The 22413-nt window shown below is 40.9% G+C and carries 22 protein-coding genes and 1 pseudogene; 14 read left to right on the top strand and 9 right to left on the bottom strand.

Going from position 1 to position 22413, the window contains the following annotated elements; all coding sequences use genetic code 11:
* Positions 1-21 precede the first annotated feature (21 nt).
* The 5 genes from ACQKL5_RS05780 to ACQKL5_RS05800 all read right to left on the bottom strand — a co-directional run bounded on the left by ACQKL5_RS05780 (position 22) and on the right by ACQKL5_RS05800 (position 3680).
* A complete protein-coding gene (locus tag ACQKL5_RS05780) occupies positions 22-810 on the bottom strand; it encodes an MBL fold metallo-hydrolase (RefSeq protein WP_427607122.1) in 789 nt (262 codons plus the stop codon).
* 112 nt (positions 811-922) lie between these two features.
* Positions 923-1786 (bottom strand): SDR family oxidoreductase, encoded by an 864-nt coding sequence (locus tag ACQKL5_RS05785; protein WP_427607123.1) that lies wholly within the window; start codon positions 1784-1786, stop codon positions 923-925.
* Between the two features lie 201 nt (positions 1787-1987).
* Positions 1988-2479 (bottom strand): YajQ family cyclic di-GMP-binding protein, encoded by a 492-nt coding sequence (locus tag ACQKL5_RS05790; RefSeq protein WP_402964260.1) that lies wholly within the window; start codon positions 2477-2479, stop codon positions 1988-1990.
* Positions 2480-2615: 136 nt separating this feature from the next.
* Complete coding sequence (locus ACQKL5_RS05795; protein ID WP_427607124.1) at positions 2616-2747, bottom strand: DUF3941 domain-containing protein; 132 nt, start codon at positions 2745-2747, stop codon at positions 2616-2618.
* A 66-nt stretch (positions 2748-2813) separates the two neighbouring features.
* Positions 2814-3680 (bottom strand): DegV family protein, encoded by an 867-nt coding sequence (locus ACQKL5_RS05800; RefSeq protein WP_427607125.1) that lies wholly within the window; start codon positions 3678-3680, stop codon positions 2814-2816.
* A 156-nt stretch (positions 3681-3836) separates the two neighbouring features.
* Between ACQKL5_RS05800 and ACQKL5_RS05805 the strand changes: the two genes are divergently transcribed.
* The gene (locus ACQKL5_RS05805) at positions 3837-4679 is read left to right on the top strand and encodes a YitT family protein (protein WP_427607127.1); all 843 of its coding nucleotides are present in this window, start codon (positions 3837-3839) and stop codon (positions 4677-4679) included.
* Between the two features lie 141 nt (positions 4680-4820).
* Positions 4821-5066: pseudogene (locus ACQKL5_RS05810) on the top strand (KGG domain-containing protein); the annotation flags it as partial.
* Positions 5067-5112: 46 nt separating this feature from the next.
* On the opposite strand, the gene ACQKL5_RS05815 reads toward ACQKL5_RS05810, so the two are convergent.
* The 3 genes from ACQKL5_RS05815 to ACQKL5_RS05825 all read right to left on the bottom strand — a co-directional run bounded on the left by ACQKL5_RS05815 (position 5113) and on the right by ACQKL5_RS05825 (position 6363).
* Positions 5113-5304 carry a DUF3813 domain-containing protein gene (locus ACQKL5_RS05815; RefSeq protein ID WP_427607128.1) on the bottom strand — a complete coding sequence of 64 codons (192 nt, stop codon included), beginning with the start codon at positions 5302-5304 and terminating at the stop codon, positions 5113-5115.
* Entirely contained in the window at positions 5304-5450 is a 147-nt protein-coding gene (locus tag ACQKL5_RS05820) for a hypothetical protein (RefSeq protein ID WP_427607130.1), read from the bottom strand. The genes ACQKL5_RS05815 and ACQKL5_RS05820 overlap by 1 nt, the downstream gene beginning before the upstream one ends.
* A gap of 100 nt (positions 5451-5550) precedes the next feature.
* Complete coding sequence (locus ACQKL5_RS05825; protein WP_427607132.1) at positions 5551-6363, bottom strand: Cof-type HAD-IIB family hydrolase; 813 nt, start codon at positions 6361-6363, stop codon at positions 5551-5553.
* 220 nt (positions 6364-6583) lie between these two features.
* On the opposite strand from ACQKL5_RS05825, the gene ACQKL5_RS05830 reads away from it, so the two are divergent.
* The 12 genes from ACQKL5_RS05830 to clpB all read left to right on the top strand — a co-directional run bounded on the left by ACQKL5_RS05830 (position 6584) and on the right by clpB (position 22022).
* Positions 6584-7372, top strand: a complete 789-nt coding sequence (locus ACQKL5_RS05830; RefSeq protein ID WP_427607134.1) for a prolyl oligopeptidase family serine peptidase — start codon at positions 6584-6586, stop codon at positions 7370-7372.
* Between the two features lie 111 nt (positions 7373-7483).
* Positions 7484-7792, top strand: coding sequence for a metal-sulfur cluster assembly factor (locus ACQKL5_RS05835; protein ID WP_402867769.1), 309 nt, complete (start codon positions 7484-7486; stop codon positions 7790-7792).
* Positions 7793-7907: 115 nt separating this feature from the next.
* Entirely contained in the window at positions 7908-8921 is a 1014-nt protein-coding gene (gene moaA / locus ACQKL5_RS05840) for a GTP 3',8-cyclase MoaA (protein WP_427607135.1), read from the top strand.
* A 465-nt stretch (positions 8922-9386) separates the two neighbouring features.
* Positions 9387-10421, top strand: a complete 1035-nt coding sequence (argC, locus tag ACQKL5_RS05845) for an N-acetyl-gamma-glutamyl-phosphate reductase (RefSeq protein WP_427607137.1) — start codon at positions 9387-9389, stop codon at positions 10419-10421.
* Positions 10422-10440: 19 nt separating this feature from the next.
* Positions 10441-11673, top strand: a complete 1233-nt coding sequence (gene argJ / locus ACQKL5_RS05850) for a bifunctional ornithine acetyltransferase/N-acetylglutamate synthase (protein WP_427607139.1) — start codon at positions 10441-10443, stop codon at positions 11671-11673.
* Complete coding sequence (argB, locus tag ACQKL5_RS05855; protein WP_427607141.1) at positions 11654-12460, top strand: acetylglutamate kinase; 807 nt, start codon at positions 11654-11656, stop codon at positions 12458-12460. Before argJ ends, argB begins: the two co-directional genes overlap by 20 nt.
* Entirely contained in the window at positions 12457-13608 is a 1152-nt protein-coding gene (locus ACQKL5_RS05860) for an acetylornithine transaminase (RefSeq protein WP_427607143.1), read from the top strand. The genes argB and ACQKL5_RS05860 overlap by 4 nt, the downstream gene beginning before the upstream one ends.
* Positions 13609-13690: 82 nt before the next feature.
* Positions 13691-14773 (top strand): carbamoyl phosphate synthase small subunit, encoded by a 1083-nt coding sequence (locus ACQKL5_RS05865; protein WP_427607145.1) that lies wholly within the window; start codon positions 13691-13693, stop codon positions 14771-14773.
* A complete protein-coding gene (locus tag ACQKL5_RS05870; protein ID WP_427607147.1) occupies positions 14766-17885 on the top strand; it encodes a carbamoyl phosphate synthase large subunit in 3120 nt (1039 codons plus the stop codon). Before ACQKL5_RS05865 ends, ACQKL5_RS05870 begins: the two co-directional genes overlap by 8 nt.
* Entirely contained in the window at positions 17882-18841 is a 960-nt protein-coding gene (gene argF / locus ACQKL5_RS05875) for an ornithine carbamoyltransferase (RefSeq protein ID WP_427607149.1), read from the top strand. The genes ACQKL5_RS05870 and argF overlap by 4 nt, the downstream gene beginning before the upstream one ends.
* A 132-nt stretch (positions 18842-18973) precedes the next feature.
* A complete protein-coding gene (locus tag ACQKL5_RS05880) occupies positions 18974-19153 on the top strand; it encodes a YjzC family protein (protein WP_427607151.1) in 180 nt (59 codons plus the stop codon).
* Between the two features lie 280 nt (positions 19154-19433).
* The gene (gene clpB, locus ACQKL5_RS05885) at positions 19434-22022 is read left to right on the top strand and encodes an ATP-dependent chaperone ClpB (RefSeq protein WP_427607153.1); all 2589 of its coding nucleotides are present in this window, start codon (positions 19434-19436) and stop codon (positions 22020-22022) included.
* An 82-nt stretch (positions 22023-22104) separates the two neighbouring features.
* On the opposite strand, the gene ACQKL5_RS05890 is transcribed toward clpB, so the two are convergent.
* Entirely contained in the window at positions 22105-22296 is a 192-nt protein-coding gene (locus ACQKL5_RS05890) for a YjzD family protein (protein WP_402964326.1), read from the bottom strand.
* Between the last annotated feature and the right edge of the window lie 117 nt (positions 22297-22413).

The raw sequence follows: 22413 nt of genomic DNA on the forward strand, positions 1-22413 counted from the left end.
GCATTGCGTTTTTATAATTCGTTAAAATTGAACGCTGAAGCTTTTGAATGAATGAATACCGGTTCCGTGTCTATCCAGATTATGTTTCCGAAGATACTGAACCGCTTCAAGTGCTTCGGAAAGGGATGTTGGCTCGAGGCCCAGTTGGTTATGCCCTCCATATATTTTGGAGACACCTTTTATTCGAGCAATTCTTTCTAAAGAATTAACAAGGTCAACAGGATTCGTCGATGGATAGAATGCGTAGATAGGGGTTTCAGCATAAAATAGGTCTCCGGTGAATAAATAACCTGTTGCGTGGTCGAAAACAGAAATGTGCCCCGGTGAATGCCCAGGTGTATGGTAAATGGTCAAGTCACGTTTCCCGAGATGGATGACATCTCCATCAATAAGTACTTTATCAGGAATCCCTTGATATGGACGATATGTAAGAGGGTTAAATGATCTTGGTACAGGTCTTGTGATGTCTCTGGTCATATCTTTTCGTATTTGATCTAAAGATAACCCTTTAATCCCATTAATCAGCCAGTCTGCATCATCTTGATGAACATATATCGTATCGAATTCGGCATGACTTCCAATATGATCAGCATGAACATGTGTAGTCAGGACGATGATGGGAAGATCAGTCAATTGATCCGTTATCCGTTTTATGTGATCGATTCCTAATCCGGTATCGATCAAGGCAGCCTTTTCATTCCCTAACAATAAAAAGGAATGCACTTTCTCCCAATGGCCGTATTCACTAATCGCAAACGTTTTCGAATCTAATTCTGTAACGGTAAACCATGAATCGACAATTTTATTCATAAAACCACTCCTTTCTTGTCATAGAATTCGACACTTCTTACCTGAATCCTTCAGGATAATAAAAAAGGCAGCGGATCTTCAAAAGATCCACTGCCTTTTAACATTATCTCGTTTATCCGTTTACTACGGAACCACCATTCACGTGGATGACTTGTCCGCTAACATATGATGAATCGTCACTTGCAAGGTAAACATAGGCAGGTGCCAATTCTTCTGGTTGTCCAGCGCGACCCATCGGTGTATTTTGTCCGAATTTGGCCACATCTTCTTCACCGAATGATGCAGGGATAAGCGGCGTCCAGATAGGCCCTGGAGCTACACCATTCACACGGATTCCATCTTTGGAAATGGAATTGGAAAGCGCTCGTGTAAAGGCTAAGATGGCACCTTTAGTGGAAGAGTAATCAATTAATTTTGGATTGCCCTGATAGGCTGTTATTGAGGTTGTATTAATGATGCTGCTTCCTTTTTTCAAGTGTTTCAAAGCGGCTTTCGTCAAGTGGAACATGGAAAAGATATTAGTTCGGAACGTTTTTTCCAACTGCTCAGCCGATATGTCCAGAAGACTTTCTTGCACATGCTGTTCACCTGCATTATTTACAAGGATATCCAAGCCACCGAACTCTTCGATTGTTTGTTTGACGATATCCTTACAGAATGCTTCATCACCGATATCCCCTGCAAGAAGCAAGCATTTTTGTCCTTCCTGTTCAATCAATTCCTTGGTTTTTTTCGCATCTTCGTGCTCGTCCAAATAAGCTACAACTACATTGGCTCCTTCTTTTGCATAATAGATGGCGACCGATTTACCAATCCCACTATCTCCGCCAGTTACGATAGCTGTTTTTCCTTTTAATTTTCCACTGCCTTTATATTCAGATTTTACCGACTCAGGGTTCGGATCCATCTTTGTCTCTACTCCCGGTTGATGTTGTTGGTGTTGCGGTGGAAACCCTTGTTTATTTTGTTCAGTCATGAATACCCCTCCTGTTTTTGTTTTTTCTACTATTCCTTTTTTAAAATTTGTTTAAACATGGTGAATCACGCAAGAATAGCTTTTCCGCTCTCCTTGGAAACGATGCATATTGCTAAATGAAGGCAAGAAGGGGCTAGGAAGAAAGCTGGTGTAAAAGGTCTTAGAATAAAAAAAGCCCACCCATAACGGGTGAGCTTGCCTTTAACGGTAATTTAAAAATTGTACTTCGATGGATAAGTCAGCGCCACGGATGGCTGAAATGATGCCTTGCAGGTCATCCCTGTTTTTACCGGTAACGCGGATCTGATCATCTTGAATTTGACTCTTGACCTTGAGTCCGCTGTTTTTAATGATGGTATTGATTTTTTTTGCTTGCTCTTTGTCGATGCCTTGAATGAGTTTAGCCCGTTGGCGGACCGTTCCACCAGAAGCTCCTTCAATTTTGCCGTAATCCAGGTTTTTAATAGGAACCCCACGTTTTACAAGCTTACTGATTAAAACATCTTTTAATTGATCAAGTTTATATTCATCGTCAGAAACCAAAACAAGGTCTTCTTTGTCGATGGTGATATTGCTTAAGCTTCCTTTGAAGTCATAACGTGTTTGTATTTCTTTCATTGCCATGGTTACAGCATTTATTACTTCAGGGAAATCTACTTTGGATACGATATCGAATGAATTTTCCTTTGCCATTACTTACCTCCAGCAGGTTTTATTTCTTTTATTATAGAGAAGATAGGTAAGGAAGACAAGACATTCAGTCTGTGGAGTAGGTGGTAGGTGGGGGGAGAAAATGTGTAAAGAAAAAACGAGGGTGATACCCCTCGCTTCATTTATGATCCGTTTTTTTGGAAAAAGAGTGTTTTCCAGCTTTGAGATTTTCTTGGTATGCTATATTTTTTTCAGCATTTCTTGCTTGGTTATCTTCGGGTCTTTTATTGTTATCTTTGGTTTTTGACATAATAAAACTCCCTTCATAATCATGATTAATAGTATTATTCACAATTATAAGAGGGAGTATGCATATTTATGATTTCGCAGGGGTATCGTTTAAGAAGAAGATACCAATTGTACCTGGGCCAGTATGTGCCCCAATTACCGAACCGATTGAGTGAATTATGAAATTTGTCGTTCCAAATTCATTTTGAATGGCTTCTTTCCATTCTAATGCTGATTCTTCGTCATCACCGTGACAAATGCCAATCGTTTGAGTAGACAGGTTTTTGCCTCGCTCATGCATTAAATCCATCATTCTTTTCACCAATTTCTTTTTGCCACGTATCTTCTCAAGTGGAACAAGCTTTCCATCCTCTACGTTGAGTAGCGGTTTAATGTTTAATAATCCCCCAACAAGGGCAGATGTTTTGGAGATACGGCCACCTCGCGCCAAGTATTCAAGGTCACCTACCGTGAATAGGTGCTCCATATGCTTGATGAGGAAATCTATATGTGCTAAAATTTCTTCTTTGGTAGCTCCGTCCGTTGCTAACTGGGCAGCTTGTTCTACAATCATGCCTATACCCAATGAAGCACATTTTGTGTTGATGATCTCTATGTCCAAATCAGGGTACTCTTCTTTAACCTGGTTATGAATCATAACGGCTGTTTGGTAAGTTCCGGATAATTCAGAAGAAAAGGCTATGTAAATGCCTTGTTTTTTCTCCTTGGCAAATTCCGTGAAAACCTCCAGGAAATGTTCAGGAGAAACTTGCGAAGTCTTGGGAGCTTTACCATTAAGCATGGCTTGGAAGATTTCCTTTGAATTAATGGTAAGGATATCTTCATAATTTTGCCCATCCAAATGAACCTGTAAAGGGATCAATGATACATTGTTTTCTCTATAGAAAGACAATGGCAAATCACATGCACTATCCGCAAGAATCGTGATAGCCATAATACACCTGCTTTCTCTTTTACAAAATTTAGTAAATGTGTTTTTTACTCTTTTTAGTTTAGCACGTAACGGTAAAAATTCAATCTCTACGTTTGTAGAAAGAGAAAATAAGGGGTATTGGATACTAGAAATAGAATATATTAGGAGGTTTTTTGGTTGTACGGTAACGAAGTAAAGAAAATTTTAGTAGTCATAATTGGTGCATTCTTAAATGCTGTTGCAATGAACTTCTTTCTGATTCCAGCCAATGTCTATGCAAGTGGATTTACGGGGGTGGCCCAGCTCCTATCAAGTATTGTAGGATCTTTTGCTCCATTTAATGTTTCTACGGGTATTTTACTCTTTCTATTAAATATTCCCGTCACAATAATTGCCTGGAAAAAAGTTGGGAAGTCCTTTACTTTTTATAGCTTCTTTAGTGTTATTTTGATGAGTTTATTCATGGAAATCATTCCACTTACACGATGGTCACCCGACATTTTGTTAAATGCGGTATTTGGTGGTGTGATAGCGGCTGTGGGAGTAGGGATTACCTTGAAATATGGGGCATCAACAGGTGGTATGGATATTATCGCCATGCTTTTATCACGTAAAAAAGATAAGCCTGTCGGAACTTATTTATTTCTTCTGAATGGCATAATCATCCTATCTGCAGGAGCGATATATGGACCAGAAAAGGCTTTATATACGCTTGTTACACTATATACATCAACTCGAGTGGTGGATGCCATACATACACGCCATGAAAAGCTAACGGCCATGATCATTACTAAGCAAAGTGAAGAACTGAAGGAAGCCATTCATGCTCAATTGGTTCGAGGCATTACAAGGCTACCAGCAAAAGGAGCATTCACCAATGAAAGTAAGGAAATGCTGATGATTGTCATCACCCGGTATGAATTATATGATCTGGAGAGAATCATTCAAGAAGTCGATCCACATGCTTTCACGAATATCATAGAAACATCGGGAATTGTCGGTACCTTCCGAAGAGAATGAAAATATTTACCATATTTTTCAAAGTCATTACACTTCGGTGACAAATGGAGAGATGAGGGGAATTTACGTTTAGGGCTCGTACAAAAGGGCTAAATATGGAACGTAACGCCAAAATCAAATCTTGATAAGGAGTGATTAACAATGGCTAAAGATGAAAAAATGAGTAGGCAAGAAGCCGGACGTAAAGGTGGCCAAGCCACTTCAAAAAATCACGACAAAGATTTCTACCAAGAGATTGGACAAAAAGGCGGAGAAGCAACATCGGATAACCACAACAAAGAATTTTATCAGGAAATCGGTCAAAAGGGTGGGGAAGCCACATCCGATTCCCATGGTAAAGATTTTTATAAAGAAATCGGTGAAAAAGGCGGCAAGGCCAGGAATAATGAGTAAAAGAGAAAGCCTCCAGAAATTCTGGAGGCTTTCTCTTTACTTATTTAAGATGGTTTTCCAACTTTTCCTGAAGTTCACGCAATTGCTCTTTTTCAGCGTCATTCGTATTGGCATTCGCGGAAGAAAGTGCGTTTTTAGCGATGTCCACAGTTTTTTGTTGGTCGCCATCCGGCTCAGAGTGGAGAGCTTCGTCAACAAATTCCCTTGCTTGCTGGAATAATTTGTTTCCCATTAGAAGCCACCATAGCTTTGTTCTGACATAATTCTTAATCTGTCTTTTTCAGCCTCTGCATACGTAGTGTGATAAGGGATTTTTTCAGCGTGTTTGGCAACACTTTCTTTGCCTTGCTGTATAAACCGTTTTGATTTAGTTCCCATTATTATCTCCTCCATATCTGAGCGTTTGACAACAACTTTCAAGATGTTGTCTCTACTAGTGTGGCTTGTTGAAGAGATTTTATAAAGGAAAAATATGACGTTATTTCAGATTGAACTTCTCCTCAAGAAAAATGGCAATCCCATCTTCCTCATTGCTCAAGGTGGTCGTATTGGCAACTGTTTTGACCACTTCTATGGCATTCCCCATTGCGACACCGGTTCCTGCATAATCAAGCATTTCTAAATCGTTATCCTCATCCCCAAATGCAATGATCCGATTTTTTGGGATGTCCAAATAATTGGAAACCCTTTGAAGACCAACAGCCTTACTTAACCCACTTTTAATGATTTCAATGATGTGAAAGGGCTCTGCCCAACGACGGTGATCCACCAATTCCGCGTGAACATCCGATAAATGCTGCCGGATTTGACCGACATATTCACTATCGGTATGGATGAGCATCGATGTAGGTGAATCCTTAAGGAAATTTCTAAGGTCGCCACTTGTCATTTTTGGATTTCCTACATTGAACATATCCATCAATTTTTCATCATGATGATGGACATATAAATCATCTTTAACTTCAGCGATGATGTTATGATAGCTAAATTGATCACATGCGTCGACGATTTCTTTTGCAACCTTGATATCAAGGGGTGAATGATACACTCCCCAGCTTGTCTGCAAAGGATGGTGGACAAAAGCTCCATTGAAATTCACGATGGGTGTAGTCAATCCCAGTTCGCGATAATAGAGTTCGCTTGAGCGGAAGGGACGGCCAGTTGCAATCATGACCTCGTGCCCATCGTCTTTCAATTTTAAAAGGGTTTCTTTTGTGCGAGGGGATATTATTTTCTTATCGGTAAGTAATGTTCCATCAAGATCCAATACGATTAAATGTTTTTCAGTCATATAAAGCACCTTCTGTTCTTTTTGATTTCATTATATGCGAATATTGTTAAGCTTAGTTTAAAGGAATTGTAAATCTTTTTCATTCTTTATGCATTCCTGTATGATATTACTAAATTAAGGGTTATAATATTCACTGGATTATAGCGGACTATTTTTCGAATAACGTAATAAGTTTTTGTGGAATTATATTGAGTCTCCTAAATGATTCGGAGGGATTGAATTGGTAATAATTGAAAATGAACTAATCGGCCATATTCCTGTATTGCATGTTAGTGAGCAGTCTACTTTTAATGACGAACTACCACTTGTGATATTTATACATGGGTTTCAAAGTGCAAAAGAACATAACCTCCACTATGCCTACTTGTTGGCTGAGAAGGGATTTCGCGTGATTCTTCCCGATGTTGTCTACCATGGTGAAAGAGAGGCAGGCCATAGTGAATCCGAGTTGATGCCACGCTTTTGGGAAATGGTATTACAGAGCATAAAGGAATTACCTTTACTTAAAGATGATTTACTTTCCCGAAAATTGATCGATCCTACAAGAATTGGCATTGCCGGCAGTTCTATGGGTGGTATTGTGACACATGGTGCTCTAGCTACCTTTGATTGGTTATCAGCCGGGGTGAGTTTGATGGGTAACCCCTCATATGTTTCGTTTGCGGAACTTCAAATAGGGGAAATTAAAAAAAGAGAAATCGAATTTCCTCTTACCGAAGAGGAAATCACACAATCGATTGCACAGCTTAAGCCATTTGACCTTAGCTTGAATCGTGATAAATTAGCTAATCGGCCATTATTGTTTTGGCATGGTGCTAAAGATCATGTTGTTCCTTATCAATATGCATATCGCTTTTATGAAGAGGTAAAATCAAGTTATAATGAAGTGGATGATAAGATAAAGTTCATTCTCGATAAGAGGGCGGCTCATAAAGTAAGTAGGGAAGGTGTGCTTCAAACGGCGAAATGGTTTGAACAACATTTATTACCAACTATACAAAAAGCTTAAATGAACACGTAAAATCTGTTATGATTCTAATATGAAGATAGTGTTAACTATTTTACTATCATCATCCACCATAAATATCGTGGTATATGGATTACAAAAGGAGTGAATTAGATGGATCAAGATACAAAAGACATTATTATGGGAGCTTTGGAGCAGGTAATTGACCCAGAGCTTGGAATAGATATCGTGAATTTAGGTTTAGTATATGATGTGGATATGGATGAAGCAGGACTAACGACTGTTAAAATGACATTGACGGCAATGGGTTGCCCATTAGCTGGAACTATCGTTGACCAGGTGAAATTAGTGCTGGAAGATATTCCGGAAGTAAAAGAAACGGACGTACAAATTGTGTGGAGTCCACCATGGTCCAAGGACCGCATGTCCAGATATGCAAAAATTGCGTTAGGTATTAAATAAATTTCCGTGTATAAGATTAAATATAAAGCCAGTCAAAAAACGGTGAATCCTCAATTTGTGGAGCAGCTTTTTATTGGTCTGGCTTTTTCTAATCCACGAGGCTAGGGGTGGTTAATTGACCAGTCAAATTAAAGATTCTTTAGATAGGCCATTAAGAGATTTAAGGATTTCCGTCATCGACCGCTGTAACTTCCGTTGTCAGTATTGTATGCCGGCTGAAATTTTTCATGAAAATTTCCAGTTCCTCCCTAAGAGTGAGCTTTTATCATATGAAGAAATTATAAGGATATCAAAAATATTTGCAAAACTAGGTGTGAAAAAGTTAAGGCTGACGGGCGGGGAACCGCTTTTACGTAAAGACTTAACTACACTTATCTCTGAACTTGTCTTAATTGAAGGGATAGAAGATATAGGATTGACCACCAACGGCGTGTTTTTGAAGAAACATGCGGCAGGTTTAAAGGCTGCCGGTCTACAGCGGGTGAATATCAGCCTGGATAGTCTGGATGATGATTTATTTAAGCAGATGAATGGTAGGAACATCGGGATAAAACCAGTACTAGAAGGCATCGAGGCTGCTAAAAAAGCGGGACTTGGTGTCAAGGTTAACATGGTCGTTAAAAAAGAAACGAACGAGTCCCAAATCTTGCCCATGGCCCGCTTTTGTAAACAAGAGGGCATTCAACTACGTTATATAGAATTCATGGATGTTGGCCATACAAATGGCTGGCAGCTTAAAAACGTAATAACGAAAAAAGAGTTGCTTGAAATGCTCCAGGGAGAATTCGATTTGGAACCCGTGGAGGAAGATTATTTCGGGGAAGTCGCAAAACGTTATCGTTATAAAGGAACGACCACAGAGGTAGGATTCATCACATCTGTTTCCGAGTCCTTCTGTTCAAGTTGCACACGGGCACGCCTTTCTGCAAACGGTAGCATATATACCTGTTTATTTAATGGAAAAGGGCATGACCTAAAGTCATTGGTTCGCTCAGATATGACCGATGAAGAATTAACGGCCCATATCATTTCCATTTGGAACCATCGTGATGATCGTTATTCGGATGAGCGGGTAGAGGGTACTGTGAAAAAACAAGAAAAAATAGAAATGTCCTTTATTGGCGGATAACGTTGAATCTTGATAGGACAAGCAGAACAACGGGGTGGCAACTATGCCATTCCGTTTTTTTTGTGCTTTTATTGGCATGAATGAATAATTTATACGATTTTTATGCATATATACAATGAAATAAGAAGTAATGCAATCCTTTATTCAAGACATTAGGATGGATAAGTACGGAGGGTTCCCCATTGCACAGCAAGAACGTAAACAAATGTACGACTGTAAAGAAGGCAGTCCTTATTAAAGGAGGTATGAATAGTGCCTGAAGGAAGCTGTGAAAGCGATTAATACGGGAAGGGATCAGTTAAATCCGACTCACTACTTAGAAAAAGGCCTAGTGGCTGGTACCTTAAGGTCAAAAATTTTTATACAATTTAGTAATTTCATAAAAATACATTTGATTTTATTTTTATTCAGTCATATAATAGTAGAATCAAAGAATGACAGGGACTAGAATATAGGAGTGGTTTTATGAACGTTTCAATTGTCGGAGCTACAGGATATGGTGGTTTGGAGCTAATAAGGTTCCTGAATAATCATCCTCATTTACATATAGAATCATTACATACTTCATCTCAATTTGGTCGGAGTATCCATGAAGATAATCCACATTTGATGCATATGAAAGTCAAATTAGAAGCCATTGATCCGGAAAAAATCGCAAAAACATCTGATATTGTTTTTCTTGCTACTCCTTCAGGTGTTTCCTCGCAACTGATTTCGCAATTTTCTGATCTCGATATGAAAGTAATCGATTTGTCAGGGGACCTTAGGCTTCAAGCTCCAGGAGAATACGAACATTGGTATAAAAAAGAGGCTGCACCCCAATCAATTATAGAAAAAGCTGTATACGGGCTAGCTGAATGGAATGCCGACGATATTAGGCAATCCACTATCATTGCAAATCCAGGTTGTTATCCTACCGCTACATTGCTTGGTCTGGCCCCTATATTTACAGAAGGATGGGCTACAGGGTCCGATGTTATTATCGATGCTAAATCAGGGGTGTCCGGGGCAGGAAAGTCTCCTTCTGTTATGACGCATTATAGTGAAATGAATGAAAATTTCAAAATATACAAAGTGAACCAGCATCAACATATACCAGAAATTGAGCAACAGCTTGGAAGATGGTCGAAAGATATACAGCCGATCTCATTCAACACCCATCTTGTCCCGATGACGAGAGGGATCATGACCACAATGTACGTTAAGCTAAATCGGCAAACTTCAACGGCCGAATTAAGGGATTTGTATGAAACCATTTATGAAAAACATCCATTTGTCCGAATACAGCCGTTAAATCACTTCCCTTCTACAAAACAAGTTTATGGCTCGAATTTTTGCGATATTGGTGTCGCTTATGATGATAGAACCGGAAGGGCCACAATTGTTTCCGTAATTGATAATTTAGTAAAAGGTGCAGCAGGGCAGGCCATACAAAATGCAAATATAGTAATGGGGATGGAAGAAACAACAGGATTATGGAACACCCCGCTTTATCCATAAAATTTCTTGGAGGGAAATAATGAATACACTACAGCTGGTTGAAACAATCAAACAAATTGAAAATGGCAACATCTTAATTCCACAAGGATTTAAAGCGTCAGGCGTTCATGCAGGTTTACGTTACTCAAAAAAAGATATTGGCGTTATTTTTTCAGAAGTCCCAGCGTCTGCGGCTGCGGTTTATACACAAAATATCGTTCAAGCCGCTCCGATAAATGTGACGAAGGAGAGCATCTCCGTTACCGGCAAACTTCATGGAATCGTTGTGAATAGTGCCTGTGCGAATGCGTGTACAGGAGAGCAAGGTTTAAGGGATGCATATGAAATGCGTCAGCTTACGGCACAAAAATTCGGGTTGGAAGACCAGGCATTCGCCGTCGCTTCTACCGGAGTCATTGGTGAATACTTGGATATGGAAAAAATCAAAAAAGGCATAGATTTAATTGAGATTACGGATACGCCAGAGGCTGCAGAAGACTTTGGTTCAGCCATTTTGACAACGGATATCGTTACAAAGAGTTGCGGATATGAAACGGTCATTGACGGTAAGGTCGTGAAGATGGGCGGTGCAGCGAAAGGGTCGGGAATGATCCATCCTAACATGGCAACGATGCTTGGATTCATTACAACGGATGCAGCCATAGAACCCGCTTCTCTACAGGAAGCCTTATCTGCAATAACCAACGATACTTTCAACCAGATCACGGTTGATGGTGATAGTTCCACGAACGATATGGTCCTGGTCTTGGCAAATGGAGAAGCAGGCAATGAATCTTTATCCAAAGCACATCCGGAATGGCCAGTCTTCTTGAATTTATTAAAACAGACTTCTGAAAGTCTAGCCAAGCAGATTGCAAAAGACGGAGAAGGCGCTACAAAATTAATCGAAGTCAATGTCCATGGCATGGATAAGAAACAAGATGCACAGATGATGGCAAAAACGATTGTTGGTTCCAATTTAGTGAAGACCGCAGCATTTGGGTCGGACGCTAACTGGGGGCGTATTATTGCGGCAATGGGAAGAAGCGGAGTGGATTTTCAGCCTACACAAACAACGATTGCCTTTGGGGACATCGTTGTTCTGAATGAAGGAGAACCCGTACAGTTTTCTGAAGAAGAGGCGAAGGCCTATCTAGAAAATAAAAATATTACAATTAATGTCTTTTTACATGATGGTGACGAATCAGGAACGGCATGGGGCTGCGATTTAACCTATGATTATGTGAAAATAAATGGTAGCTATCGATCATAAGGGGGATGAATTGGTGGGGATTTTAGTCATCAAATGTGGCGGCAGCATTATTAACGAGTTATCCGAATCGTTTTTTACAAGTGTAAAAGAATTACAAAGCCGCGGGTATCAAATCGTCTTTGTTCATGGTGGCGGCCCGGATATTAACTCGATGCTTGAGAAATTTGAAATTGAACCAGTCTTTGAAGATGGTTTAAGAAAAACGACAGCTGATGTGCTAGAAGTGGTTGAGCTGATGCTGGCAGGTAAGTCTAATCGCTGCCTTGTGCACAAGCTGGAAGAACACGGAATTAAGGCTGTTGGCCTTAATGGCTCGGATGGGGGCATCCTGACAGGTAATTTTATAGATGAAAAGAAACTGGGAGCGGTGGGTGAAATCCATCAAGTCGATACCGAATTACTGGAACTTCTTTTTGAAAAAGGTTACTGCCCAGTATTGACGCCTATCTCGTGTACAGCTAATGGAGACAAACTGAATGTGAATGCCGATATGGCAGCAGGTTCAGTGGCTAAAGCCCTTTCGGCAGAAATGTGCTTATTTGTAACAGATGTCAAAGGGGTAATGAAGGATCATCAAATCATTGAAAAGCTGTCAGAAGCGGAGACGCAGGCATTGATTGCAGATGGTAGCATTTATGGTGGGATGATTCCGAAAGTAAACACTGCATTATCCGTGTTGGATAAAGGTGTGGAAGAAGTCATGATTGTAAGTGGAAAAGACCTTTTCTACGAAAATGGACAGTTCATCGGTACGAAATTTTTACAGAAAGAAGGGGTATTCAAATGAGTTCTTTATTTCCAACATATGCAAGATGGGACATAGAACCAGAAACAGCGAGCGGTACGAAGTTAATCAGTAAGAATGGGAAAGAGTATCTTGACTTCACATCAGGAATTGGAGTGCTAAACCTTGGCCATTGTCATGAAAAAGTGAAGAATGCCGTTACTGAGCAATTGAATAAATACTGGCATGTATCGAATATGTTCCAGAGCTCCGTACAGGAAAAGGTTGCAAAGATGCTGGCAGATGCCACTGGATTGGACCAGGTTTTCTTTGCCAACAGCGGCGCTGAAGCAAATGAAGCGGCAATCAAACTTGCCCGTAAAGCGACAGGGAAAAGTAAGATTGTCACATGCCTGCAGTCTTTTCATGGTCGTACCTTCGCAACAATGGCAGCAACCGGTCAGGATAAAATCAAAAAGGGTTTCGGTCCGATGTTAAGCTCTTTTGAATATGTGCCATTCAATGATAACGAAGCTTTAGCGGACGCAGTGGATGATGATACGGCAGCAGTTATGATTGAAATCATTCAAGGGGAAGGTGGTATTCATGTTGTCCAGCAATCCTATTTGGATGCAATAGCAGCTGAATGCAAAAAACATGGAGCACTCCTAATCGTTGATGAAATTCAAACAGGGATAGGACGGACAGGTAAACCATTCGCCTTCCTACATTTCGATATCCAGCCAGATATCCTTACTTCTGCCAAAGGGCTTGGAAATGGTCTCCCTATAGGGGCGATGATCGGTAAAGGGGAGTTGGCAGAATTCTTTGGACCTGGTAGCCATGGTTCGACATTCGGAGGAAACCCCGTGAGCGTCGCAGCTGCAGAAGCGGTTTTAACTGAATTATTCCAACCAGGCTTCTTAGCAGAAACAGCAGATAAAGCAGAGTATCTGAAAAGTGAATTGATTAAGGCGTTTGAGGGTGTAGAAGAGGTAATGGAAGTTCGTGGTCTTGGGTTGATGATTGGCATAGAGTGTAAACAGGAAGTTCAGACATTTATATTGGAGATGCAAGATGCTGGTCTACTATTATTAAGTGCCGGACCGAACGTTCTTCGTTTGCTGCCACCCCTAACAGTGGATAAATCGGAAATGGACCAGGCTATCGGGAAGATAAAGAAAGTGTTAAAAACAAAACAAATATTCTAAATTATTAGATTTTTTTATAGAATAAAATGAATAATTATGCTACTATTTATATAAATATACATCTTCAGAAGAGGTGAAGAACATGAAAAACTATTTATGTTTAGAAAATGGGTCCGTTTTTGAAGGGGAACTTTTAACTAAACCGAACAAAAAAGCAATCACTGGGGAGATTGTCTTTTTTACCGGAATGACCGGATATCAAGAAGTATTGACCGACCCTTCCTATAAAGATCAAATCGTCATTTTTACGTATCCTTTAGTAGGAAACTACGGAATTAATAAAGTGGATTTTGAAAGTAAGAAGCCACACGTGGCAGGCGTTGTTGTATATGAAGGTAATATGCATCATTCTCATTTTCAAGCCGAATATTCTCTTAATGAATATTTAGATAAATGGGATATCCCGCTATTGAGTCATGTGGATACAAGGGCAGTCGTCAAGAATATCCGTCAAGAAGGCTCTATGCAAGCGGCCATCACGGCGGAAGGTCAACATACTTTCGAATCCAAGCTAGATGGTTTAGCTGCACATGTTGCAGTCGTTTCAACTAAGCAGCTTGAAAGTTACGGGGAAGGCGACAAGCATATTATTTTGATGGATTTCGGTTATAAAAAATCGATTCTGACTTCTTTGATCGAGCAAGGTTGCCGCGTTACTGTCGTCCCTTTTGACACCAAATTCGAACAGATCACGAAATTGAAACCGGACGGCATTTTGCTTTCAAATGGGCCTGGGGATCCAAAACAGCTTGAATATTTACTGGATAATATCAAGAAAATCATTTCGCATTTTCCTACAATGGGCATTTGCCTAGGTCATCAACTGACCGCACTTGCTTTTGGAGGAAATACGAAAAAAATGCTGTTTGGGCACCGAGGTGCGAACCAGCCCGTGGTCGATTTGAAAACGAAAAGGGTATATATGAGTTCACAGAATCATAGTTATGAAGTCGATGAACCAAGTTTGGAGGGAACATCGCTTCAAGTTCGGTTCCGGAATGTGAATGATCATACTGTTGAGGGGCTTATGCATAAAGACCTTCCGATTTTTACGACACAATACCATCCGGAAGCGAATCCGGGGCCGGTTGAAAGTTCACTGTTATTCAATGACTTTTTACAAATGATAAATGATTATAGCGGGAGAGAAAAAGCATATGCCTAAAGACAACACGATACAGACAATCTTAGTAATTGGGTCAGGGCCAATAGTCATCGGTCAGGCCGCTGAATTTGATTATGCAGGAACACAAGCCTGCCTCGCTCTAAAAGAGGAAGGATATAGAGTCATTCTTGTCAATAATAATCCGGCAACCATCATGACGGATGAACTGAATGCGGATGCCGTCTATTTCGAGCCATTAACAGTGGATGTAGTGGAAAAGATTATTGCCAAGGAAAAGCCAGACGGCTTGCTTGCCACTTTAGGCGGTCAAACCGGATTAAATCTTGCATACCAGTTAGATGATGCTGGGATTCTTGAAAAATATAAGGTCAAGTTATTGGGAACTCCGATTGACTCCATCAAAAAGGGGGAAGATCGTGAACTGTTCCGCCAGCTCATGTTTGAAATTAACGAGCCAGTACCGGACAGTACGATCGTCCATACATTGGAAGAGGCGTTAGCTTTTGCCGACAAAATTGGCTTTCCCATCATCGTTCGACCGGCTTATACACTTGGTGGAACGGGCGGCGGGATTGCGGAAACCATGGAGACCTTTAAAGAACTAGTACGGGGAGGACTTCAAGAAAGCCCGATTACGCAATGCTTAATCGAGAGAAGCATAGCAGGCTTTAAAGAGGTAGAATATGAGGTAATGCGTGATGGGAACAATACGTGTATCACCATCTGCAATATGGAAAACATCGACCCCGTCGGTATTCACACAGGTGATTCCATTGTTGTGGCACCATCACAGACTTTGTCTGATGATGAGTTTCACATGCTGCGTTCCGCTTCTATCAAAATCATTTCCGCTTTGGGAATCATCGGCGGATGTAATATACAGTTTGCTCTCGATCCAAACAGCAAACAATACTATTTAATCGAAGTGAATCCGCGTGTCAGCCGCTCTTCTGCATTGGCTTCGAAGGCAACTGGCTATCCGATTGCCCGAATCGCCGCAAAACTGGCGGTCGGCTATCATTTGTCAGAACTAATCAACCCTGTAACGAAAAGTACGTATACAAGCTTCGAACCTGCCCTGGATTATGTAGCTGTCAAGTTCCCGCGTTGGCCATTCGATAAATTCACGACGGCACACCGTAAATTAGGCACACAGATGAAAGCGACAGGGGAAGTGATGGCGCTGCACCGTAACTTTGAAGGCGGCGTACAAAAGGCCATTGATTCATTAGAATTAAAGACGAATGGGCTTCAACTTTTATCGTTAAAGGATAAGTCCGTATCAGAGCTATGGGAAAAGCTTGCTGAGAAATCGGATGAAAGGATTTTTGTCATTTTTGAAATGCTTCGCAAAGGTGTGACGATTGAAGAAATCCATGAGGCCACCGCCATTGATTACTATTTCCTTCACTCTTTCGCTTTGTTGATTGAGAATGAACATGAAATCTCTGCAAAGACAATCGAATCGGTCACCAAAGAAGAAATGCAGCTTTACAAGGAAAAGGGTTTTTCTGACCGCTACCTTGCTTCTGTGTGGAATGTTAGTGAAATCGACGTGCGGGCACATAGGAAGTCACTTGGAATATCAGCAGTGTATAAAACGGTGGATACATGTGCAGCGGAATTTGAATCACATACAAACTATCATTATTCGACTTATTTTGGTGAAAATGAACAAAAAACAACGGAAAAGAAGAAAGTCCTGATGATTGGCAGCGGCCCAATCCGAATCGGTCAAGGAATTGAATTCGATTACTGTTCCGTCCATGGTGTTTATGCACTTCAAGATGAAAATGTGGAAACGGTCATGATTAATAATAACCCTGAAACGGTCAGTACGGATTTTGCTACGGCAGATCGACTTTATTTCGAACCTTTGACTTTAGAATATGTTTTGAATGTCATTGAAGCGGAGAATATTGAGGATGTGATTGTCCAGTTCGGTGGACAGACTGCCATCAATCTGGCAAAAGGGTTAGAAGACTACGGAATCAATTTGCTTGGTACTTCATTTGACATGCTTGACCAGCTGGAAGATCGCGATCGTTTCTATCAGCTATTGCAAAACCTGGAGATTCCCCATGTACCAGGTACAATGGCCGATAGTGTAGAAGAGCTAGTTGAATGTGCTGAAGAAATCGGCTTCCCGGTCTTATTACGACCTTCATATGTCATTGGCGGTCAAGGAATGGAAATAATCCGTTCAAAGGAAAGCCTGCTGAACCGAATTGAAAATGGCGTGGCACTTGTGTATCCAGTCCTGATTGATTCATATATTCCGGGTAAGGAAGCGGAGATCGACTTAATTGCGGATGGTAAAGAGATCTATATCCCAATCGTAGCCGAACATGTAGAAAAGGCAGGAGTTCATTCAGGAGACAGCATGGCTTTACTTCCTGCACAGTCCCTCTCGGATGATGTCAAAGATAAAATGACATTGTATGCAGAAAAACTTGTAAAAGAGCTTGGATATAAAGGGCTTATGAATATTCAATTCGTCATTGAAGGCAGTAATGTGTATGTACTGGAAGTAAATCCGCGTGCTAGCCGGACGATTCCAATCATCAGTAAAGTCACGAATGTACCTTTAGTACAAATTGCGACAAAAATATTGCTTGGGAAATATTCATTAGCAAATATGTTTGAAAAAACAGGTTTAATGGAGGATATTCCTTATTCTGTCGTCAAATATCCAGTGTTCTCAACCTTCGCATTAAGCGGACTTGATTCAAAAGTAGGTCCGGAAATGAAATCCACAGGTGAAGGCATCGCAATCGGAGAAACCATGGCTGAAGCGCTAACAAAAGTGTTTCATGCTCAAAAGGCTAAACATACGACCGGTGTGTACCAATCTGAAACTGTCCAACTTAGCGAAGGGTTGCTTAAGCAAATCAATGAGGCCGACTTGAAGCTAACGAATTCGGACTTTGACCAATGGCTAAAGGAAGGTAATGCTGCTGTTGTTCTTGCTTATGGAACCACTGAAGAAGATAAGAAACTAAGGTTATTGGCCGCCAAATATCGTTTATTGGCCTTTACGGAAGAAGAAACATTTAAAGCTTATTTGCAATCACTGAACCAGGCAGAAACGACTGTTACCTCATTGCAGGAATGGCTTGTAACTTATTCGAAAGGGGTGTCACACGTATGAATGCATTGATGGCACAGACGCACTCGAAAATTTTGAACGGAAAAGATTTCTTGACGATGAAAGAGACTACATCAAAGGAAATTACAGCATTGTTAGAATTGGCACAGACCATAAAAGCCACATTGCAAGCGGGCGAGGAATATAAGCCTTTAGCAGGGAAGACATTAGGGATGATTTTTGAAAAATCATCCACTCGTACCCGGGTTTCTTTTGAGGTGGGAATGCTACAGCTAGGGGGCCATGCATTATTTTTGAGTAGTAATGACTTGCAAATCGGACGTGGAGAACCCATTTCCGATACGGCGAAAGTCCTTTCTGAGTACATCGATGGCATCATGATCCGTACTTTCGAACATGAAAAAATCATGGGATTGGCTGAAAATGCCACTATTCCAGTCATTAATGGATTAACTGATCTTGCTCATCCGAGCCAAGTGATGGCGGACTTCCTGACAATCCTAGAATTGAAAGGGAAATTGAATGGCTTAAAAATGAGTTACATTGGCGACGGAAATAATGTAGCCAATTCATTGATGGTTGGCTGCGCCAAAATGGGGATGAATTTCTCTCTTGGATGTCCGGAAGGCTACAAACCGGACGAAAAGATTGTTGCTTATGCACAGGAAATCGCAGCTGAGAACAACTGTGAAGTGGTTGTTACGACTTCAGCGGTGGAAGCAATCGTGGATGCAGATATCGTTTATTCCGATGTTTGGACTTCCATGGGGCAAGAACTTGAGAACAGCATCCGTTTAGAAGCGTTTAAGAGCTATCAAATCAATGCTGAACTGGTTAAGCATGCAAAGAAAGATTATCTATTCATGCATTGCTTACCTGCACATAGAGAAGAAGAGGTGACTGCCGAAGTCATCGATGGACCGAATTCAGTCGTTTTCCATCAAGCGGGTAACCGTCTACATGCACAAAAGGCGATTCTCGTAGATTTACTTTCATAATATATTAGGTGTCTGCTTATGGCAGGCACCTTTTAATTTGTACTCAGGCTCTTTTTCATCATGAAAATTTCGGTCATGAAAGTAAAAAAGGTGGCAATAATAACAGGGAAAGCATGTAAAGGGGTGAAATGCATGGGGCAAAATCGTCAATTCAAGCCAGGGCAAAAGGCACCGAATAATGGGGCATATGTAGAAATAGGTGAAACAGGCAGTATGGTAGTCAATCCGCAAATGGTAAAGCTTGAAGCAGGAGACACATTTCCTGAAACTTCGAATCATAACCGGATATGGACCTATCAGAGAAAGCCCTAATAAAAATGAAAAGCAGGAAGGGTCCCATACCCTTTCCTGCTTTTTTAGTGAAGATTATTTTTGCATCTCTAAAAAACTCTTCCGCTTCTTTACTTGAAATATTTTTTCATGGTTCTTCCAGCTTGGCATAATTCATGAACATTCTTAAGAAAAAAATGAATCACAATATAACTTTTCTTTACAAGGAAAGAATAAGCAGTATAATGAAATTATAAAAGGTCAAAATTGGTCAAACGGTATGAGAGTTCGTACATGGAAACAATGATTGGGAGGTTTTATGATGGATTTTAATGCTATGACAGAAAGAACCCAGCAGGCATTTATAGGTGGGCAGGAGCTGGCCAAAGATAAGAAGAATCCAGAACTTACCGAGCTTCATCTATTAAAAGCCCTCATGACACAGGATGAAAGCCTACTAATAAGACTTTTATCGGAAATAGATCAATCGCTCGTTCGTTTTGAAACGGAGCTGAATCAAGAACTAAATAAGTTGCCTGAAGTGAACGGAAGTGCCGCTCAAGTTTATATGTCTAATTCCCTTCAAAATCTTCTATTGACGGCTGAAAAGGAAATGAAGAGCTGGGAGGATGAGTATCTTTCCGTTGAACACATTTTACTTGCTCTGTTAAAGGAAGGTAAACCGAACATAAGAAAGCTATTTGCAGACTATGGGATAGACTACGAGAAAGCGAAGCAAATTATCCAATCAATCAGGGGGAATCAGCGAGTGACTAGTCAAAATCCAGAAAACACATATGAAGTTTTAAAAAAATATGGAAGAGATCTTGTAGCAGAGGTTAAGGCGGGGAACGTCGATCCAGTTATTGGCCGTGACACGGAAATTCGAAATGTCATTCGGATTTTATCACGTAAGACGAAAAATAATCCTGTTTTAATCGGAGAACCAGGGGTAGGTAAAACGGCCATCGTCGAAGGCTTGGCACAAAGAATTGTCCGGAAAGATGTACCGGAGGGGCTTAAAGATAAAACGGTTTTCTCCCTTGATATGAGTGCCCTCGTTGCTGGGGCCAAGTTTCGCGGTGAATTTGAGGAACGATTGAAAGCTGTTCTGAATGAAGTGAAAAAGAGCGAAGGGAACATCCTTTTATTCATCGATGAATTGCATACCATTGTTGGTGCAGGTAAAACGGATGGGGCATTGGATGCTGGAAATATGTTGAAGCCAATGTTAGCGCGTGGCGAATTGCATTGCATTGGTGCGACTACCCTCGACGAATATCGTAAGTACATTGAGAAGGACCCTGCTCTTGAGCGCCGTTTCCAGCAAGTCCTTGTTCCAGAGCCAGACGTAGAAGATACAATTTCCATTTTGCGTGGTCTGAAGGAGCGGTTTGAGATACATCATGGGGTGAGAATCCATGATCGATCCATTGTTGCAGCGGCGGTCCTATCGAATCGCTATATCACGGAGAGATTCTTACCTGATAAAGCGATAGACCTTGTGGATGAGGCATGCGCGATGATCAGGATGGAAATTGACTCAATGCCTTCGGAACTTGATGCAATTACACGGAAGGTCATGACGCTGGAAATAGAGGAAGCGGCCCTGAAAAATGAAGAGGATCCTCAAAGCAAAGCAAGACTGGAAGTGCTCCAAAAAGAACTTTCCGAATTGCAGGATCAAGCCACCAGCATGAAGGCCAAGTGGCAAATGGAGAAATCTTCACTTCAGAAAGTTCAGGATCAGAGGGAAGAACTTGAAAAGTTAAGGCACGAGTTGGAACAGGCGGAAAATGATTACGACCTGAATCGTGCGGCGGAGCTTCGACACGGGAAAATCCCACAGCTTCAAAAGGATTTGGAAGCCATGGAAGATGAATTGGAAAATGGTAAACAGGAATCTAGGTTGCTTCGTCAGGAAGTGACAGAGGAAGAAATTGCTTCGATCGTCGCCAGATGGACGGGTATTCCGGTAAGCAAGTTAGTGGAAAGCGAAAGAGAAAAACTGCTTCGCCTTTCCGATATTCTTCATGAACGCGTAATCGGTCAAGGGGAAGCGGTGGAACTTGTATCGGATGCGGTTTTAAGGGCTAGAGCCGGTATCAAGGATCCCAATAGGCCGATAGGTTCCTTTATTTTCTTAGGACCGACAGGGGTCGGGAAAACAGAATTGGTCAAAGCCTTGGCAGAAACGTTATTTGATAGCGATGAACATATGATACGAATCGATATGTCTGAGTATATGGAGAAACATTCGGTTTCCCGTTTGGTGGGAGCGCCACCGGGATATGTGGGATTTGAGGAAGGCGGTCAGTTGACCGAAGCGATTAGAAGAAACCCTTACTCAGTCGTATTACTTGATGAAATTGAAAAGGCTCATCCTGAAGTCTTCAATATCTTGCTGCAAATGCTTGATGATGGAAGGATTACAGACTCCCAAGGAAGAACAATCAACTGCAAAAACACGGTCATTATCATGACTTCCAATATTGGCTCTCATTTCTTGTTACAGTCCAATCGAGAAGATGGGGCCATTGAAGAGGGGATAAAAGAACAGGTTTTCACGGAATTAAGAGGACATTTCCGTCCTGAGTTCTTGAACCGTGTGGATGATATCGTACTTTTCAAACCGCTCACGAAACAGGAAATCGTCGGCATTGTGGAAAAGATGATTCAACAGTTACAGGTAAGGTTGACTGAACAGAATATCACTCTTGGTGTAACGGATGCGGCTAAGGAGTTTATTGCTGAACAAGGATATGATCCTGTTTATGGAGCAAGACCCTTGAAGCGCTTTATCCAAAAACATGTAGAAACGAAAGTGGCCCGCAAAATCATATCGGGAAGCATGGGGAACCAAGAAAGCCTGACGATTGATTATAATCAAGGTGAATTGGTCTTGAGGTAAATTTTCTACTGTAGTTTAAACCAAGGCTGAAAACGGTATAGAAAAAGGACATCCAAGTAAAAGGATGTCCTCTTTTTGCTTCTTAATGTTGATGTGAGTCTTTTGATGGCCCTTCAGGCATAACAGCAGGAATGATACAAACTAAAACAGCTGTAATAAGTCCTAGAATTGTTCCCTGTGTAGCATCGTATGAAACTCCGATCATGGAAGAAACAACATATACAAGCATATGCACTAATAAGAATGTCCAAAGAATTGTCCAAGCATAACGCATCGAATTTCACCTCATTCCACTACAATCTTTTTTATCTTACCATAATTAATATACAGTTAAAACGGCTTTTTCATAATAACTGATAAATAATTCATCGTAGCCCTTTCACTTAGGAGG

The organism is Peribacillus sp. NPDC097675, assembly GCF_050277655.1.
Classification (GTDB): Bacteria; Bacillota; Bacilli; order Bacillales; family DSM-1321; genus Peribacillus.

Excerpts from the sequence above, each read along its gene's own strand:
- ACQKL5_RS05820 (WP_427607130.1), bottom strand. The coding sequence starts at position 5,450 with ATGGGAACTAAATCAAAACGGTTTATACAGCAAGGCAAAGAAAGTGTT.
- argF (WP_427607149.1), top strand. The coding sequence starts at position 17,882 with ATGAATGCATTGATGGCACAGACGCACTCGAAAATTTTGAACGGAAAA.
- ACQKL5_RS05880 (WP_427607151.1), top strand. The coding sequence starts at position 18,974 with ATGGGGCAAAATCGTCAATTCAAGCCAGGGCAAAAGGCACCGAATAAT.
- ACQKL5_RS05865 (WP_427607145.1), top strand. The coding sequence starts at position 13,691 with ATGAAAAACTATTTATGTTTAGAAAATGGGTCCGTTTTTGAAGGGGAA.
- ACQKL5_RS05780 (WP_427607122.1), bottom strand. The coding sequence starts at position 810 with ATGAATAAAATTGTCGATTCATGGTTTACCGTTACAGAATTAGATTCG.
- argB (WP_427607141.1), top strand. The coding sequence starts at position 11,654 with ATGGTAGCTATCGATCATAAGGGGGATGAATTGGTGGGGATTTTAGTC.
- ACQKL5_RS05815 (WP_427607128.1), bottom strand. The coding sequence starts at position 5,304 with ATGGGAAACAAATTATTCCAGCAAGCAAGGGAATTTGTTGACGAAGCT.
- ACQKL5_RS05870 (WP_427607147.1), top strand. The coding sequence starts at position 14,766 with ATGCCTAAAGACAACACGATACAGACAATCTTAGTAATTGGGTCAGGG.
- ACQKL5_RS05825 (WP_427607132.1), bottom strand. The coding sequence starts at position 6,363 with ATGACTGAAAAACATTTAATCGTATTGGATCTTGATGGAACATTACTT.
- argJ (WP_427607139.1), top strand. The coding sequence starts at position 10,441 with ATGAATACACTACAGCTGGTTGAAACAATCAAACAAATTGAAAATGGC.
- ACQKL5_RS05800 (WP_427607125.1), bottom strand. The coding sequence starts at position 3,680 with ATGGCTATCACGATTCTTGCGGATAGTGCATGTGATTTGCCATTGTCT.
- clpB (WP_427607153.1), top strand. The coding sequence starts at position 19,434 with ATGGATTTTAATGCTATGACAGAAAGAACCCAGCAGGCATTTATAGGT.
- ACQKL5_RS05835 (WP_402867769.1), top strand. The coding sequence starts at position 7,484 with ATGGATCAAGATACAAAAGACATTATTATGGGAGCTTTGGAGCAGGTA.
- ACQKL5_RS05860 (WP_427607143.1), top strand. The coding sequence starts at position 12,457 with ATGAGTTCTTTATTTCCAACATATGCAAGATGGGACATAGAACCAGAA.
- ACQKL5_RS05785 (WP_427607123.1), bottom strand. The coding sequence starts at position 1,786 with ATGACTGAACAAAATAAACAAGGGTTTCCACCGCAACACCAACAACAT.
- argC (WP_427607137.1), top strand. The coding sequence starts at position 9,387 with ATGAACGTTTCAATTGTCGGAGCTACAGGATATGGTGGTTTGGAGCTA.
- ACQKL5_RS05890 (WP_402964326.1), bottom strand. The coding sequence starts at position 22,296 with ATGCGTTATGCTTGGACAATTCTTTGGACATTCTTATTAGTGCATATG.
- ACQKL5_RS05790 (WP_402964260.1), bottom strand. The coding sequence starts at position 2,479 with ATGGCAAAGGAAAATTCATTCGATATCGTATCCAAAGTAGATTTCCCT.
- ACQKL5_RS05795 (WP_427607124.1), bottom strand. The coding sequence starts at position 2,747 with ATGTCAAAAACCAAAGATAACAATAAAAGACCCGAAGATAACCAAGCA.